Origin of the sequence: Bacteroides sp. AF39-11AC (assembly GCF_003474285.1) — a bacterium.
Lineage (GTDB): Bacteria > Bacteroidota > Bacteroidia > Bacteroidales > Bacteroidaceae > Bacteroides.
In genome coordinates this window covers 418,086-436,237 of the sequence record NZ_QROH01000002.1, presented here as the reverse complement: position 1 = coordinate 436,237, position 18,152 = coordinate 418,086, and the positions used below count along the sequence as shown (strand labels likewise).

The 18,152-nt window shown below is 41.4% G+C and carries 14 protein-coding genes; 11 read left to right on the top strand and 3 right to left on the bottom strand.

The window, feature by feature from the left end; genetic code table 11:
- Positions 1-3: 3 nt before the first annotated feature.
- From DW036_RS04435 to DW036_RS04405, 7 genes are all read left to right on the top strand, one after another.
- Positions 4-1,158, top strand: coding sequence for a DUF1735 and LamG domain-containing protein (locus DW036_RS04435; RefSeq protein WP_118461620.1), 1,155 nt, complete (start codon positions 4-6; stop codon positions 1,156-1,158).
- 30 nt (positions 1,159-1,188) lie between these two features.
- On the top strand, positions 1,189-3,162 hold the full coding sequence (locus DW036_RS04430) for a BT_3987 domain-containing protein (RefSeq protein ID WP_233560295.1): 1,974 nt from the start codon (positions 1,189-1,191) through the stop codon (positions 3,160-3,162).
- Between the two features lie 149 nt (positions 3,163-3,311).
- Entirely contained in the window at positions 3,312-5,318 is a 2,007-nt protein-coding gene (locus DW036_RS04425) for a glycoside hydrolase family 97 protein (RefSeq protein WP_118461616.1), read from the top strand.
- Positions 5,319-5,344: 26 nt separating this feature from the next.
- On the top strand, positions 5,345-7,612 hold the full coding sequence (locus DW036_RS04420) for a GH92 family glycosyl hydrolase (RefSeq protein ID WP_118461614.1): 2,268 nt from the start codon (positions 5,345-5,347) through the stop codon (positions 7,610-7,612).
- 24 nt (positions 7,613-7,636) lie between these two features.
- Entirely contained in the window at positions 7,637-8,947 is a 1,311-nt protein-coding gene (locus DW036_RS04415) for an MFS transporter (protein WP_118461612.1), read from the top strand.
- Positions 8,948-8,974: 27 nt separating this feature from the next.
- Positions 8,975-9,946 carry a glycoside hydrolase family 130 protein gene (locus DW036_RS04410; protein WP_118461610.1) on the top strand — a complete coding sequence of 324 codons (972 nt, stop codon included), beginning with the start codon at positions 8,975-8,977 and terminating at the stop codon, positions 9,944-9,946.
- Positions 9,947-9,972: 26 nt separating this feature from the next.
- Positions 9,973-12,225 (top strand): GH92 family glycosyl hydrolase, encoded by a 2,253-nt coding sequence (locus DW036_RS04405; protein ID WP_118461608.1) that lies wholly within the window; start codon positions 9,973-9,975, stop codon positions 12,223-12,225.
- Positions 12,226-12,328: 103 nt separating this feature from the next.
- Here DW036_RS04405 and DW036_RS04400 read toward each other — a convergent pair whose 3' ends face one another.
- From DW036_RS04400 to DW036_RS04390, 3 genes are all read right to left on the bottom strand, one after another.
- Positions 12,329-13,177 (bottom strand): DUF4373 domain-containing protein, encoded by an 849-nt coding sequence (locus tag DW036_RS04400; protein ID WP_118461607.1) that lies wholly within the window; start codon positions 13,175-13,177, stop codon positions 12,329-12,331.
- 26 nt (positions 13,178-13,203) lie between these two features.
- Positions 13,204-13,554 (bottom strand): SH3 beta-barrel fold-containing protein, encoded by a 351-nt coding sequence (locus DW036_RS04395; RefSeq protein WP_118461605.1) that lies wholly within the window; start codon positions 13,552-13,554, stop codon positions 13,204-13,206.
- Between the two features lie 200 nt (positions 13,555-13,754).
- Positions 13,755-13,973 (bottom strand): hypothetical protein, encoded by a 219-nt coding sequence (locus DW036_RS04390; RefSeq protein ID WP_022394476.1) that lies wholly within the window; start codon positions 13,971-13,973, stop codon positions 13,755-13,757.
- 694 nt (positions 13,974-14,667) lie between these two features.
- Here DW036_RS04390 and DW036_RS04385 point away from each other — a divergent pair.
- The 4 genes from DW036_RS04385 to DW036_RS04370 are packed head-to-tail and all read left to right on the top strand — an operon-like array spanning position 14,668 to position 18,148.
- On the top strand, positions 14,668-15,201 hold the full coding sequence (locus tag DW036_RS04385) for a UpxY family transcription antiterminator (RefSeq protein WP_118461603.1): 534 nt from the start codon (positions 14,668-14,670) through the stop codon (positions 15,199-15,201).
- Between the two features lie 43 nt (positions 15,202-15,244).
- On the top strand, positions 15,245-15,724 hold the full coding sequence (locus tag DW036_RS04380; RefSeq protein WP_118461601.1) for a UpxZ family transcription anti-terminator antagonist: 480 nt from the start codon (positions 15,245-15,247) through the stop codon (positions 15,722-15,724).
- A 30-nt stretch (positions 15,725-15,754) separates the two neighbouring features.
- Positions 15,755-17,074, top strand: a complete 1,320-nt coding sequence (locus DW036_RS04375; RefSeq protein ID WP_118461599.1) for a nucleotide sugar dehydrogenase — start codon at positions 15,755-15,757, stop codon at positions 17,072-17,074.
- Between the two features lie 9 nt (positions 17,075-17,083).
- Complete coding sequence (locus tag DW036_RS04370) at positions 17,084-18,148, top strand: NAD-dependent epimerase/dehydratase family protein (RefSeq protein ID WP_118461597.1); 1,065 nt, start codon at positions 17,084-17,086, stop codon at positions 18,146-18,148.
- Positions 18,149-18,152: the final 4 nt, after the last annotated feature.

Below are 18,152 nucleotides of genomic sequence, written 5' to 3'. Positions count from 1 at the left end.
GCTATGAAATTAAAAAACTTATATTTACTATCGATCACATTGCTGTCTGTAGCTTTGGCGGCTTGTAGTGATGATACTGAAACGTTTGATAACCAAGTGTATGTAGATGCTTCGGTGAAAACTAGTAATGTTTTACTGAAGAATACGGTTCCTTCTGCGGAAGGTGAATTCAGGGTTGCTATGGCTAAGCCGGAAAATACAGATGTAACTATTTCCTTGAAAGCTGAACCTGCGTTGGTTGATACTTATAATGCTGCATTTTATGACAATGCTGAGGCTTTGCCGAGTAAGCACTATACATTGGAAACTCCACAGACCGTGATTCCTGCCGGATCCGTTCTTTCAGAAAAAGTCACATTGAAATTTGGTAATCTGACAGAGCTGGATGCTGAAAAGGTATATGTATTACCTGTAACCATCGATCAGGCTAACGTAGGTATTCTGCAAAGTGCCCGTACCATGTATTACGTATTTAAAGGTGCTGCACTTATCAATGTAGTAGCTGATCTTACTAAGAATCTTGTATACGTAAATTGGGGTACACCTGAAAAGGCAAATGGTTTACGGAAGATGACTGTGGAAGTATTAGTGAATCCCAGCAAGCTCGATAAAGCTATTAGTACAGTTTTGGGTATTGAAGGATATTTCCTGCTCCGTTTCGGAGATACTGCGCCGGCAAAGAATTGTTTGCAGATTGTAGGTCCTGGAGATAAGAAGATAAATTCAGAAGATCTGACTGTGGCTACCGGTGAATGGACACATATTGCAGTGACTTATGATGCTGATGCTCAAAAAGTGATAGCCTATTTCAATGGCGTGAATAAATTGGAAGCGACAGCGAATTGGGGAGCATTGGATTTGGGAAAGACCAAAACTGATGAGGGTAATGGTTTCTGGATTGGTCACTCTTATAACCGTGATCGTTGGTTTGATGGTGAAATGTCCGAATGCCGTATTTGGAATAAAGTTTTAACTCAGGAGGAGATTAATGCAAAGAATCATTTCTACCAGGTAGAACCGGGTGCGGAAGGACTGGTTGCCTATTGGAAATTTGATGAAGGTGTAGGTACTTCAATAGCCGATTATAGCGGGAATGAGAATCATGCTACAGCGGTGGAATCGCTTACTTGGACTGCAGTAGAATTGCCTGCGAAATAAATTAAGTTATATTTTAAATAGATGTATATTATGAAATATATGAATCACATAAAATTAGGCTTGTTGGCAGTTACCTTTGCCTGTGCAGGAACTGTTTTCACAAGTTGTGAAGATGACATTACAATCAATGCCGTTAATACAGAAAAGCTGGATACAGTGGACGGCGTATACGGTTATGTCAGATCAGCTGCCGGGGCACGCGAACTTACTTCGATTTCTCTCTTCGGGGATAAATCCGGTGCAGGACATCTTTATTTTGAATTGAGTAAAGCTGCTGAAAAAGACATAACGGTTACTTTCAAAGTAGATGCAACAGCGCTTGAAGCTTATAATGCTGCTCATGGTACATCTTATGCTATGTATCCTGCTGATAAATTGAGCTTGGCAAATGGTGGTACGGCAACTGTTAAAACCGGAGAGAAAAAGTCCGGTGCAGTAGAGTTAACTATTAATGCCGGAGGTTCAATCGGTTCAACCTATGCAGTAGCGGTTTCAGCTACTGCAAATGATGGAGTGGCTGTTTCAGCTAATAATCAGACTTATATTTATCTGGTAAAGCCATTGGCGGCTGTGCCTGATTCTAAAAAGGGAGATGTACGTACTCTCTGTTTTGTGGAAGTGAATGATGAAAATATCCTGAATTGTGGTGAATACGTAATGAAGGAAAGTGGAAAACCGTTCTTTGATGTAGTCAGTATCTTTGCTGCCAATATCAATGTGGATAGTGAAAGCGGTCGTGTGCATATTCATTGTAACGATCAGGTATCTTTCCTGTTGAAAAATGCAGATAAATTCATCCGTCCTTTGCAGGCTAAAGGTATCAAAGTCAATATGAGTATCTTGGGTAATCATGATGAAGCCGGTATGGGTAACTTATCGCAGGCTGCTGCGGCTGATTTAGCCAAAGAATTGAAAGCATTTGTCGATATTTATGGTTTGGACGGTATTGATTTTGATGACGAGTATACAGACTACAAAGAGAATCCGAGTCCGGGCTTCGAGCAACGTTCCCGTGAGAATTACTGTCGCTTAATCAGCGAATGTCGCAAGGTGATGCCTGATAAATTGCTGGGTATTTATGAATATAAAAGTAATTTTGAGGATTCTCCAAGCGGAACTGTCGACGGTAAGTCTATTGGCGAGTTGGTCGATTATATGTGTTACGGAACTTATCAGAGATACGTCAAAGGACGTGAATCTAATTTCACCGGACTTCCCAAATCAAAGTATGGCCCTTATTCATTGAAGATTAATGAAGAATATAAAGGTGGCTGGACAAGTTTTAAAGAAGAAACGATTCAGGACCTGAAAGATGCCGGATATGGTTTACAGGTATTCTATAACCCGAAGCCACAATTGTATTCTTATGATTATTATTTCACAGCTGTAAGTAAGATTCTGTTCAATGATGAGGTAGAATGGAGTGGCAAGTATTATGGAAGGACAGACTTCACGGCTTCAACAGGGGTTAAGTCTAACTATGAAGCTTATCTGGGTGAATGGCAAGTAGCTTCTACCAGTTCTTTATTCTTCTTTACGCCTCCCGAAGGTGGAAATGGCTGGTGGGATTATAATGGAGATCAGACATTTGATATTCGTATTGAGGCTAAAGAGGATGGTAAGACTTACTATATCTATGGTTGGGGAGAATATCCTGAAATAACCAATAAATATCCTTTGGTAGCTGAATTTGATTCCAATAATGGTAACTTTACTATTTCCATGCCTCAGGTTATTCATGAAGGTGATATAGAGGATCCCGAAACATGGGAAATGAGATGGGGAACTTATGCTAGCGGTAGTAAAAATACATGGAAATATGATACAAATACGACTGCTACAAAAGGAACACTTGACCCGCTTGGAAATTTGACATTGAATGGTAGAGCACGTCGTTATGGTATTTCTCTTTGTCGTATAGTAGATGGTACGGCAGAATTGCCGGAGGCATATTATGATGCTTATTACCATCCTGGTGATAATTATAATCTGACTAAAAAGTAAGCTTTTGGCTTTTTAAAAGAGAATGTCTCAAATAATCATGCTATTTTATGTATCTTTGAGACATTCTCTTAACTATCTTGCTGACCGATAACTTCGGACACATGAGTTCTGGTGAAACATATTTCCGATAACAAAATAATGAATCGAATATGAGAATACATTTTATTTATTTTATTGTAATTGTTTGTCTGGCAAGTAGTTGCTCTTCTAAACAAAAAGAGGTCTTTTCACCTGATAGTCGTATCAGGTTACAGTTTTCTCTGAATGACAGTAACCGTATGACCTACCAAATTGAAGTTGACAGTATTCCTTTTGTAGCTTCTTCCTGTTTGGGATTCGAAGCAGAGAACGGGATTAATCTTCATAAAGAATTCCGCATTGTAGATATTGATTTCACTACCCAGGATGAAACCTGGACGCAACCTTGGGGAGAAAATAAAACCATTCGCAACCACTATAATGAAATGGCTGTTCACTTGTCTGATGCAGCTGCTACCAAACTGATTTTACGGTTTCGTGTATTCGATGATGGGGTAGGCTTCCGTTACGAGTATGAAGTGTCCGGAGCAGATAGTCTTCTTATCACGGATGAGCTGACTGAGTTCAATATAGCACAGGATGGTACTTCATGGTCCATACCTGCCAATTATGATACTTATGAATTGCTATATCGTACGCAGCCTGTCAGCCGGATAGACAATGCCAATACTCCCATGACATTTAAGGCAGGCAATGTATATGCCAGCATTCACGAAGCAGCATTGACGGACTTCCCCGAGATGACATTGAAAAATACAGGTGGTTGCAATCTCAAGTCGGAACTGGCTCCTTGGCCTGATGGCATTAAAGTGCGGGTAAACGGTGGTGTTTTCAAGTCGCCTTGGCGTACCATACAGATTGCTCCGAAAGCTGTCGGTTTAATTAACTCCGGGCTTATACTGAATCTGAATGAGCCTTGTGTACTGGAAACTACGGATTGGATACGTCCAATGAAATATGTAGGTATCTGGTGGGGAATGCATCTGGGTGTAGAAAGCTGGGTGATAAATGACCGCCACGGTGCCACAACGGAGAATGCTAAAAGGTATATTGACTTTGCAGCAGCCAACAACATTGAAGGAGTGATGTTTGAAGGCTGGAACGCCGGTTGGGAAAATTGGGGAGGCTCTCAAGACTTTGATTATACGCGTCCGTATGCCGACTTTGATATAAAGGAAATAGCCCGTTATGCTAAGGAAAAAGGAATTGAGATTATCGGACACCATGAAACGGGGGGTAACATAATCAATTATGAGAAACAACTGGATAAGTCTTATAAATGGTATGCTGACCTGGGTATTCATAGTGTGAAGACAGGTTATGCCGGCGGACTTCCCAATGGGCACAACCATCATGGACAATACAATGTACGTCATTACCGTAAAGTGGTAGAGACCGCTGCAAAATATCATACCACTCTTGATGTACACGAACCGATCAAAGACACTGGTATCCGTCGTACATACCCCAATATGATGACTCGTGAGGGTGCCCGTGGCATGGAATGGAATGCTTGGAGCGAGGGCAATCCACCCGAACATCACGTACTTTTGCCATTTACCCGCCTGTTGTCAGGACCAATGGACTATACTCCGGGAATCTTCGACATACTGTATGAGCGTGCCAAAAAGTCTCCTTATCGCAAGAAGTGGAACATGAGGGATAGTAAGGATTGCCGGATCAATTCTACGCTGGCAAAGCAGATTGCTAACTGGGTGATACTTTATTCTCCTTTACAAATGGCTGCCGACATGATTGAGAATTACGAAGGACATCCTGCTTTTCAATTCTTCCGTGATTTTGATGCTGATTGTGACTGGTCGGAAGCGCTGGCAGGTGAGCCGGGAGAATATGTAGTCATCGTGCGCCGTGCAGGAGAAAAATATTTCCTGGGTGCAGCTACTAATGAAGACGCACGTGAGTTTACAGTCAAATTGGATTTTCTGGAAAAAGACAAGACTTACAGGGCTGTCATTTATGCTGATGGTAAAGAGGCTGACTGGATAACGAATCCTACGGCTTATGAGATTATAGAGAAGCAGGTAACTGCTGAAGACACTTTGTCTGTGGACATGGCAAGAGGTGGAGGACAAGCCATTACCTTTATGCCACTTTGATATGAATATGTAATACTATTAAGAATATGAAGAAAAACATGAAACTGAATTTTATGTTGATGAGTGGAGTGCTGTTATTCGGAATGTACAGTTGTACCCCGGGAGCACAGGATTATTCATCATACGTTAATCCGTTTATCGGTACGGGAGGGCATGGACATACTTACCCTGGGGCTGTAGTTCCGAACGGAATGATACAGCCCAGTCCCGACACACGCATTTATCAGTGGGATGCCTGTTCCGGATATTATTATGCAGATTCTACTATTAATGGATTTTCGCATACCCATCTCAGCGGTACAGGTTGTGGAGACTATGGTGATGTATTGCTGATGCCTACCGTAGGCAAACAGGATTATCATGCAATGGGAGAAGAGAGCCAACAGATGGCTTATGCTTCTGCTTTCTCTCATGACAATGAAGTGGCACAACCGGGTTACTATTCAGTCTTTTTGGATCGTTATCAGGTAAAAGCCGAATTGACAGCTACTAAACGTGCAGCTATTCACCGCTATACTTTTCCGAAGGCGGAAGATGCCGGATTTATACTGGACTTGGATTACAGTCTGCAGCGTCAGAAGAATGAAGAGATGGAGTTGGAGGTAATCAGTGATACAGAGATACGAGGACGTAAGAAAACAGTATATTGGGCATTTGACCAGTATATCAATTTTTATGCGAAGTTCTCCAAACCTTTTACCTATACATTGGTAACCGATTCTATGGCATTGGATGAAGGGGGGCCACTTTTTCCGACAGCTAAGGCTTTGTTACAGTTCCAGACAGAGAATAATGAGGAAGTTCTTGTGAAAGTCGGTGTTTCTGCTGTAGATATGGATGGGGCACGAAAGAATGTGGAAGCTGAAATACCTGAATGGGACTTTAACGGTGTGCGTAGTGCTGCCCGTGAATCATGGAATAATTATCTTGCCAAGATAGATATTGAAACCTCTGACAAGGATCAGCGGGTAATGTTTTATACTGCACTCTATCATACCGGTGTGCAACCTAATCTGTTTACAGATGCCGATGGACGCTATCTGGGTATGGATTTGAAACCTCATCAGGGCAGTGTGGAAGAGCCTGTCTATACCATATTCTCTTTATGGGACACATTCAGGGCATATCATCCGTTAATGACAATTATCGATCCTGATTTAAATGAAGCCTTTATCCGTTCATTGATCCGGAAGCAGCATGAGGGTGGTGTATATCCTATGTGGGAACTGGCCGGAAACTATACGGGAACAATGATAGGTTATCATGCTGCATCTATTATAGCTGATGCTTACACAAAAGGTTATCGTAATTTCGATGTGGAAGATGCATACAAGGCTTGCATCCGCGCTGCGGAATATGATACGACCGGTATATTATGTCCGCCGTTAGTATTGCCCCACCTGATGCCTCAAGCTAAATACTGGAAGAATAAAATAGGCTATGTACCTTGCGACAAGGATAATGAATCGGTAGCAAAGGCGTTGGAATATGCTTATGACGACTGGTGTATTTCTGTGCTGGCAGATGCTATGGGAGATGAACCGAATGAGGAAAAATATGCAGCCTTTGCTAAGGGATACCAGGTTTATTTTGATGCCTCTACCCGTTTTATGCGCGGACTGGACAGTGAAGGTAACTGGCGTACTCCTTTCAATCCCCGTTCATCCAATCACCGTAGTGACGACTATTGCGAAGGTACAGCCTGGCAATGGACTTGGTTTGTGCCTCATGATATAGATGGATTAGTGGAACTGATGGGAGGACGCGATGCCTTTATCGGTAAACTGGATTCTTTGTTTATTGCCGATTCTGCTTTGGAGGGTGATATGGTTTCTGCTGATATCTCCGGTTTGATAGGACAATATGCACATGGCAATGAACCAAGCCATCATATTACTCATCTGTATAACTATGTGGATCAACCCTGGCGGACACAAGAACTGGTGGATCAAGTATTACATACCCTTTATTTCAATGATCCGGACGGATTGTCGGGCAATGAGGATTGCGGGCAGATGTCCGCGTGGTTCATTCTCAATTCTATGGGTTTCTATCAGGTATGTCCGGGTAAGCCGGTTTATTCTATCGGTCGCCCATTATTCGAAAAATCTACCATTCAGTTGAAAGATGGCAAGACATTCACTGTCATAGCACATAATAACAGTCGCGAGAACAAGTATGTGCAGAGTATGGTACTGAATGGAAAGAAGTTGGATAAGCCTTTCTTTGCGCATCAGGATATAGTAGATGGTGGTACGTTGGAACTGACGATGGGGAATGTTCCTCTGAAGTGAAGCAGAATGATTTAGTCAATAGGTATGAATCAAAATAGTCGTAATCCGATTTCCTGGGTACCCACCGTCTACTTTGCCATGGGGCTTCCCTTTGTTGTACTGAATATGGTGTCTGTGCTGATGTTCAAGGGATTGGGGATTGGTGATGCACAGATTGCTTTGTGGACATCACTGATTATGTTGCCTTGGACACTGAAATTCCTTTGGAGTCCGTTCTTGGAAATGTTCAAGACAAAGAAGTTCTTTGTGGTGCTGACACAATTGATTACCGGGGCAGGTTTTGCCCTGGTAGCATTGGCGTTGCATCTTCCGGCTTTCTTTGCCGTGTGTATTGCTTTGTTGGCGGTTATTGCTTTCAGCGGGGCGACACATGATGTTGCAACAGATGGCGTTTATATGTCGGAACTGAATAAGCAGGATCAGGCCAAGTATATCGGTTGGCAAGGTGCTTTCTATAATATTGCTAAGATTGTTGCATCCGGCGGACTGGTTTGGTTGGCAGGCTGGTTGCTGAAATACTTCGGAGGAGTTCAGGGAGCTGAAGAAGCTGTTCGCCATGAAGCGACTGTGCAGGCATGGATGATGGTTATGTTGATTCTGGCTGCTGTAATGGTATTTCTGGGAGTATACCATATGCGTATGTTGCCTTCGGGAGGAACTGCAGCCACAGGCGCAGCGTCCGGCAGGGAAACCTGGAACCGGTTGGTGGAAGTTATCCGTGCTTTCTTTCAGAAGAAGCATATCTGGTATTATGTGGCATTTATCATTCTTTATCGTCTGGCCGAGGGCTTTGTCATGAAGATTGTTCCGTTGTTTTTAAAGGCGGAACGCTCTGTTGGAGGCTTGGGACTGGGAGAACAGGAGATAGGTCTGTATTATGGTACTTACGGGGCAGCTGCTTTTGTATTGGGATCCCTGTTGGCAGGTTATTACATCTCTCACAGAGGACTGAGCCGGACATTGTTTTCGTTGTGTTGTGTCTTCAACCTGCCGTTTTTGGCTTATACATTGCTGGCCATTTATCAGCCGGAGAATGGTATGCTGATAGGCGGTGCCATCGTGCTTGAATACTTCGGATATGGTTTCGGATTTGTAGGTTTGACATTGTTTATGATGCAGCAAGTGGCTCCCGGCAAACATCAGATGGCCCATTATGCCTTTGCTTCGGGTATCATGAATCTGGGAGTGATGCTTCCGGGATCTATCAGTGGTTTTGTCAGTGATGCGTTGGGATATAAGGCATTTTTTATTTTTACGATGTTTGCTACTATTCCGGCATTTCTGATCACTTATTTTGTACCATTCACCTATCCGGATGAAAAGAAGAATCAATGAAATATATAACTAATAAATAGAAGAATTATGAAACAGATGATGAATATGCCTTGGGAAGAACGCCCGGAAGGTTGCTCAGATGTAATGTGGCGTTACTCTAAAAACCCGGTTATCGGACGCTATCACATTCCGACTTCCAACAGTATTTTCAACAGTGCGGTAGTTCCGTTCGGAGATGGATTTGCCGGTGTGTTCCGTTGTGACAATAAGGCAGTGCAGATGAATATCTTTGCGGGCTTTAGTAAAGACGGAATCAATTGGGAAATAAACCATGAGCCTATCTGTTTCAAGGCGGGGAATACGGAGATGATAGAGTCTGAGTATAAATACGATCCGCGTGTCACCTGGATTGAAGACCGTTACTGGATAACCTGGTGTAATGGTTACCATGGACCTACTATCGGTATCGCCTATACATTCGACTTCAAAGAATTCTTCCAGTGCGAAAATGCCTTTTTGCCTTTTAACCGTAACGGGGTACTTTTTCCGCAGAAGATAGATGGTAAATATGCTATGCTGAGTCGTCCGAGCGATAATGGTCATACACCGTTTGGAGATATTTACATCAGTTACAGTCCGGACATGAAATATTGGGGAGAACACCGTTGTGTGATGAAAGTTACTCCTTTCCCTGAAAGTGCATGGCAGTGTACGAAGATAGGTGCCGGTTCTGTACCGTTCCTTACTGAAGAGGGGTGGTTGATATTCTATCATGGGGTTATTACTACCTGCAACGGTTTCCGTTATTCTATGGGAGCGGCTATTCTTGATAAAGAAAATCCGGCAAAGGTATTGTATCGCACACGTCCGTACTTGCTTGCTCCTGCTGCTCCTTATGAATTGCAGGGAGATGTGCCCAATGTAGTATTCCCTTGTGCTTCTTTGCAGGATGGAGATAAAGTGGCAGTATATTATGGCGCTGCCGATACAGTTGTAGGTATGGCCTTTGGTTATATTTCGGAAATCATAGAATTTACGAAGAAAAACAGCATTGTGTAGTTAATCCCTTAAAGAATCAGTTGACTATGAAACGTATTTTATTGGCTTACACACTTTCTGCCCTTTGTCTGCTTCCGGCATTTGCCGGAGGTGGAGATGGGGCTTTACCTATAAGCTATGTCAATCCTTTCATTGGTACTACCAACTTCGGAACTACTAATCCGGGAGCGGTCTGTCCCAATGGAATGATGTCCGTGGTTCCTTTCAATGTGATGGGATCGGAAGATAATAAGTATGATAAAGATGCCCGTTGGTGGTCTACTCCTTACGAGTATCACAATTGCTTTTTTACCGGATATTCGCATGTCAATCTGAGTGGTGTGGGGTGTCCCGAACTGGGATCTTTATTGCTGATGCCTACTACGGGTGAATTGTCCGTAGATTACAAGGAGTATGGAAGTCGTTATAAAGATGAACAGGCTTCTCCGGGTTATTACAGTAATTTTCTCACTCGCTATAATGTAAAGACCGAGGTGTCTGCCACTCCCCGCACGGGTGTTTCACGTTTCACGTTTCCTGCCGGACAAAGCCATGTATTACTGAATTTAGGTGAAGGACTGACGAATGAAACCGGTGCTTTCTTGAAACAGGTGAATGACACCGAATTTGAAGGTATGAAATTATTGGGAACTTTCTGCTATAACCCCCAGGCAGTATTTCCCATTTATTTTGTAATGCGTGTCAACAAGCAACCGGTATCCAGCGGTTATTGGAAAAAACAACGTCCCATGACCGGAGTTGAAGCTGAATGGGATCCCGATAACGGACACTATAAACTTTATACCCGTTATCGTAAGGAAATTGCCGGAGATGATATAGGTGCTTTTCTTACTTTCAACACAACGGAAGGTGAACAGATCGAAGTGCAAATGGGAGTTTCTTTTGTCAGCATCGAAAATGCCCGCCTGAATCTGGATACAGAACAAAGTGGAAAGAATTTCAGTCAGGTATTGACAGATGCCCGTATGCGTTGGAATGAGGACCTTTCGCGTATCCTTGTCGAGGGCGGAACGGAAGAACAGAAAACTGTTTTTTATACTGCCCTTTATCATACATTGATACATCCCAATATCTTGCAAGATGTCAATGGGCAATATCCTGCTATGGAGAGTAATGAAATACTGACTACAGATGGAGACCGTTACACTGTTTTCTCGCTTTGGGATACGTACCGTAACGTTCACCAACTCCTTACGTTGGTTTACCCCGAACGTCAGTTACAAATGGTGCGTTCCATGCTCGATATGTATCGTGAACATGGTTGGCTCCCCAAATGGGAACTCTACGGACGTGAAACGTTAACTATGGAGGGCGACCCGTCTATTCCTGTTATCGTTGATACTTGGTTGAAAGGCCTACGCGATTTTGATATCGATCTGGCTTATGAAGCTATGTATAAATCTGCCACCTTGCCCGGTGCCGAGAATTTGCTGAGGCCGGATAATGATGATTATATGTCATTGGGATATGTACCTTTGCGTGAACAGTATGATAATTCGGTCTCTCATGCATTGGAGTATTACATTGCGGATTATTCTCTTTCCCTGCTGGCGGATGCTTTGGGTAAGAAGGCTGATGCCCGTCTTTTTTATAACCGTTCACTGGGATATAGACACTATTATAGTAAGGAATTTGGTACTTTCCGTCCCATTTTGCCTGATGGTCAGTTCTATTCACCTTTCAATCCGAGACAGGGAGAAAATTTTGAACCGAATCCCGGTTTTCATGAAGGTTGTGCTTGGAACTACAGTTTCTATGTTCCTCACGATGTGAAAGGACTTGCCCGTCTCATGGGTGGACAGAAACCTTTTATTGAAAAGCTTCAGCGTGTCTTTGACGATGGACTCTATGATCCTGCCAATGAACCCGATATTGCTTATGCTCATCTCTTTTCTTATTTCAAGGGTGAAGAATGGCGTACGCAAAAGGAGACCCAGCGGCTTTTGCAGAAATATTTTAAGAATGCTCCCGACGGTATCCCCGGTAATGATGACACCGGTACGATGTCTACATGGGCCATCTTTAACATGATAGGATTCTACCCCGACTGTCCCGGTGCTCCGTATTATACTCTTACTACACCTGTATTCGATAAGGTAGTGATTCGCCTTGACCCTGATACTTGGGGAAGCGATAAGCTGGTGATAGAAACTGAACGTCCTTCGGCGGAATCCTTATACATCCGTGAGATGGAGTTAGGCGGGAAGAAATTATCCCGTTACCGTATCAGTCATGAAGAACTGGTAAAAGGTGGAACGCTGAAGTTCATACTTCGTTAGAATTTCCTGTTTGCAAGAAGTTAAGAGTTTGTCAACAAGAAGTTAAATTCCTGTTGACAGGAATTTAACTTCTTGTAATGCTTTGATAATCAGTATGTATTTTCTACTGGTTATTTCTCTCTTTTCTCAGGGATGAAATCAGGTATGCTCCTTTCGAATCTACTGTGCTCCATCGTGCATTGCTGATCACCTTCCATACATACCCTCCTAATTTTCCGTAGTTCGAGAGTTTCAGTATGCTTTTGATCTCTTTCGGGTCAATGATACACAGTTGGTCCAGTCTGAGTAATAAGCATTCTAAATTATGCGTCTTTTTGTTATATGCATATCCGGGGATTTCATAGAAGGAAATATCCGTCGTTCCTCCTCCGTTCTCCCCAAGGGGAGTTAGAGGGGGAAGTTCTTTATTTTCTTCTCCTATACTATGCTCTGCTATACTTTGTCCGGAATTGTCTGCATTTTCGGGTGAATTGTCTACATGCTGCATGCTATTTTGTGGATTTTGCATACAGTCTGTATCTTTTTCTCCCTTTCTGGTTTTATCTTCCTTCGTCTCTTCTTCCGTTTTTACCAGCATGTAGGGTAGGGACGCTAAGTCCCTTTTCCTACGTTTGGTTGCTTCAAGCCATACTTTCTGAATCTCCACGGATGTCAATATGCCATATTTCTCATAAGTCTCTTTATCAAAGAATGCTTTTTCTACCAGGATATCTACAATTCCCTGCATCTCATCTTCTGTAAGTTCTCTGCCGGCCTTATTAGTGAAGAGGGTACATTGCTCCTTTCCCCAAAGCAGGTAATATCCGCTTTCTTTATATATTTTACTCAACAGTTTCATTACTGCTGCCGTTCCTTTCATGCCGAACTTTGCCTCGGTCAGTTCCATGGGTACTTCATCAAAGAGTACCACTGATATGGGATAATATTGTATCCCTCCATACGTCATTGCCATAACTTTTAATTTAAAACTTTTAATTCTTAATTTACTACCGGTCTCCATTCCAGAAAGTTCTCCAGTTGGAAGCTTCTCCATGCTTGTATATCTACGTCCCAATACACAACGTGTCCTTCGATACGCTGTATATCGTATCCTTGATGAAAGTGGCTTTCATAGGGTAGTAGGGTTGCTTTTACAAACTTGAATGTTCCGTCTTGCTTGTAATATGCTATGAGAGCATATCCATAGAGCATGTAGTCAATAAGGTTTTCCAGTCTGTCCGTCATCCACTGTGCTGCGCTTTTCGTATATTCTTTTTCAAGCATAATACGTATTGCCCATTTCTTTCTGAGTGCTTCGTGAAGTGAAGCGTTCTTCTTTCGCTTTTTCATTGCATTTTAATTTTAAATTCTTGAATTTTAAATTGTTTAGTAGGTGTTTATGTCAGGCATAAAAAGAGAGAAGATGTCACTTTTTGAAAAAGCGGCATCTTCTCATTTGCGGGGCTTAATCTTTGCTAAAGCGGGGGCAAAGATATAGCGAATTGTAGATAGGATATAACTATTTAATTATTGTCCGATTATTTTGTAGATTATTCTTTTGATGTTTTTCCTCTTTTATTTATTTTACGAGGAAATTCGCTTCTTAATATTTCTCCCATTTCCTCTTCTATTGTCTTTGAAACTAAATGATTATCTTGAGCGGATAGAAAGAACTTACCTTTTGCTGCCCATTCTGCGAATTCTTTTATAGATACTTCGTTTTTATTACCAAAGCATCCTTCTTCTCTTAAATTGAGTAAGAGTTTCATTCCCTTTTTCCGATCTTTATGGAGGATGCCTCTTACTGCTTTACTTTTAGGGCGTCCGGGTTTTCTCTTAGTCTCTGATACATTGTTCTTTGAAGTTAATTTCTGTGCCTGTTCCGGCTCTTTTTTTCAAGGTTTTCAGCCTTCATTTCTTTTTTCATTTTTCTTGTTTTTTAGTTAAATATTTAAATACGTATAAAATGTAAAAAAATGACAAAAGTACTATGTTATTTTTGAAAATAGATAGGTTTGACAGAAAAAATGATTCTGAAAGTTTTTGAATGTGGTGTATGTAGTTGATATATAGGTGGATGGTGTGGAGAAAAGGGGGTGTTTAAAAAACGTTCGTTTAATATACGTAAAGATTTACAAAAAAGAAAAAGGTTAGAAAGCACAAAAATGAAAGGATATTAAATTCCTTTATTATTAGCAGTATAATGTTGATTATAAAATATTTAACTGTGATAAAATATTCATTTAGGAATATTTTTATTAAACACCTTGCAAGTTCAAAAAATACCCATTACCTTTGTGCCCATTAAACGAACGATTAAAAGTCATTTTTCTGTTTTAATAGATTCGTTTACAGTATATTAAGCTGGAATACCTGTTTGTACGGTTTGGAAGAGAATATGTCTCATTCAAACCGCGAAGCGCACCCGAAACAATCGTGAAATTCTCCTTTTTCTTTATATAAGTGGTTGAAAATCAAAAATATTGGTTTGCGGCTCGTACTCGTGATAAGCAAGAATTTGCAGTCCGAAGATTCTTAGATAAACTTAAATCTGAGGAAAATTTGGATATTGATTACTATCTTCCCACACGAATTGTTATATCACAACTGAAATACCGTCGTAAGCGTAGTGAAGTTCCTGTTATTCGAAATTTGATCTTCATTTGTGCCACCAAACAAGTTGCTTGTGATATTTCTAATGTTTATAGTGCCCAGCTTTTTTATATGAAGGATCTTTCCACCCATTCTATGCTGATTGTTCCCAATAAGCAAATGGAAGACTTCATGTTTGTCATGGACTTGAATCCTGATGGGGTTAGTTTTGATACTGAACCTTTCGCTATAGGAAACAAAGTGAAAGTCGTGAAAGGAGATTTTTGTGGCATTGAAGGTGAAATAGCTACGGAATCCAATAAAACTTATGTCGTTATTCGTATCAAAGGTGTTTTAGTTGCCAGTGTCAAAGTGCCCAAATCTTATCTGAAAATGATAAAGTAGTCTTATCTTAATTGAGATTAATCATATTTTAATCATATACCAAATGAATTCTTTACTTTCTCGTGCTCTTGAGCTTCAACATGCTGCTCATGAGTTGATGTATCTTGGTATGGACGGTGAACCTATCTATTCCGATACTTTTTGTCGGTTAAATAAGGAACTTCTCGTCAAGGCCGATTCCCTTTTTTCCTCTCAGAGTTCCAATATTGAGGAAGAAGCCAATTTGTGTCTGGCTCTTCTGATGGGCTATAATGCTACCATTTATGATTATGGGGATAAAGGGCAGAAAAAACAAGCTGTTTTAGATCGAATCTATAATATTTTGGAGAAACTTCCCGATTCTTTGCTTAAGGTTCGTCTGTTGACTTATACTTATGGTGAAGTTTATGAGGAGTCTATGCTTCAAGAAGCTCATAGCATTATAGACAATTGGAATAAGTCGGCTTTGATAACTGAGCAAACAGAGGCAATAGAAGAGTTGAAGAATATTGAAGAAAATCCTTATCCTTTTGAAGTAATATAATAAGATTATTATCTAATCTAAGTTCTTTTCATGCGCGAATTTAACGAGATAAAAATAGCTGTAGCCGGAACTGGTTACGTCGGGATGAGCATTGCCACTTTACTGGCACAGCATCATGAAGTAGTGGCAGTCGATGTACTGTCCGAAAAGGTTGATAAGATCAATCATAAGATATCTCCTATTCAGGATGATTATATTGAACAATATTTGGCAGAAAAGCCATTGTGTTTATCAGCCACCCTTGATGGGGCTGCAGCATATAAAGATGCTGACTTTGTAGTTATTGCCGCTCCCACTAACTATGATCCGGTGAAGAACTACTTCGACACCCACCATATTGAAGATGTCATTGATCTTGTGTTGAGTGTTAACCCTGATGCTGTTATGGTCATCAAATCTACCATACCTGTGGGCTACTGTCGTAGTCTTTATGTCAAGTATGCTCAGCAAGGAGTTAAGCGGTTTAATTTGCTCTTTTCACCGGAGTTCCTTCGAGAGAGTAAGGCGCTTTACGACAATCTTTATCCCAGTCGCATCATAGTAGGTTATCCCAAGATTATGGACGACGATCGGTTCGGTGCTGAAAACGAATCTATTAAAGCAATAACCGATGTACCTATGCTTGAGCAGGCCGCTAAAACCTTTGCTGCTCTGCTGCAAGAGGGAGCCATCAAGGAAGATATCCCAACTCTTTTTATGGGTATCAAGGAAGCTGAAGCTGTGAAACTTTTTGCTAATACCTATCTGGCCTTACGCGTCAGTTACTTCAATGAGCTTGATACCTATGCTGAAGTAAAAGGACTTGATGCACAAGCCGTTATCCAAGGTGTTGGACTTGACCCACGTATTGGTACCTACTACAATAATCCCAGTTTCGGTTATGGTGGTTACTGTCTGCCCAAGGATACTAAGCAGTTACTTGCCAATTATACAGATGTACCTCAAAATATGATGACAGCCATTGTGGAGAGTAATCGTACCCGCAAGGATTTCATTGCAGATCAAGTACTCCGAAAAGCTGGATACTATACGGCTTCCAGTCGGTGGGATGTGCAGAAAGAACAACAAATAGTGGTAGGAGTCTTTCGCCTTACCATGAAATCCCATTCTGATAATTTCCGTCAATCATCCATACAGGGGGTCATGAAACGCATCAAAGCCAAAGGTGCACAGGTTATCATTTACGAACCTGCACTTGAAGACGGTACTTCTTTTTTTGGTAGTGCTGTTGTGAATGATCTTACTAAATTCAAACAGATGAGCCATGCTATCATTGCTAACCGTTATGATACAGGTTTGGATGATGTAAAAGATAAAGTATTCACCCGTGATATTTTCCGTAGGGACTAACCTTTTTTTATGACCATATTAGTTACCGGCTCTGCCGGCTTCATCGGTTCTAGCTTGGTGGAGCGGCTCCTTATTGCTGAGAGTCCTATTCGGATAGTTGGTCTCGATAGTGTGAACGACTACTACGATATCACTATTAAAGAGTATCGTCTCAACCGTTTACAACAGATTGCGGCTCAATATCCTGAGAGTACCTATACTTTTATCAAGGGTAACCTTGCTGACAAAGCTCTCGTCAATAGGCTTTTTACTGACTACCGTTTCGATGTGGTGGTTAATCTAGCTGCACAAGCTGGTGTTCGCTACAGTATCACTAATCCTGATGCTTACATTGAAAGTAACCTTATCGGTTTTTACAATATCCTCGAGGCCTGCCGTCACAGTTACGACAATGGGCAGAGTGGGGTACAACATCTTGTGTATGCCTCTTCCAGTTCTGTTTATGGTAGTAATACAAAAGTTCCTTATAGTACCGATGACAAAGTTGATAATCCTGTCAGTCTTTATGCCGCTACTAAGAAGAGTAATGAACTGATGGCGCATGCCTATAGTAAACTCTATGACATACCCTCCACAGGTCTTCGTTTCTTTACTGTTTACGGACCTGCGGGAAGACCTGATATGGCTTACTTTAGTTTCACAAATAAACTAATAAAAGGAGATACTATTCAGATCTTTAACTACGGTAACTGTAAACGTGACTTCACTTATATTGATGACATAGTTGAAGGTTTACAACGTATAATACATGGTGCTCCCCAACGCAAAATCGGAGAAGATGGTTTACCTGTACCTCCGTACAAGGTCTACAATATAGGTAACAGTAATCCTGAGAACTTGCTTGACTTTGTGCAGATACTTCAGGAAGAGCTTATTCGTGCCGGAATTCTTCCTGAAGACTATAATTTCGAGTCCCATAAACAGCTTGTTCCTATGCAACTAGGTGATGTTCCTATTACTTATGCTGATACCACTGCTTTAGAGCGTGATTTCAACTTTAAGCCTCATACTCCACTTCGTGATGGTCTACGTAAATTTGCCGAATGGTATAAAATATTTTATATGAAAAAATAAATAC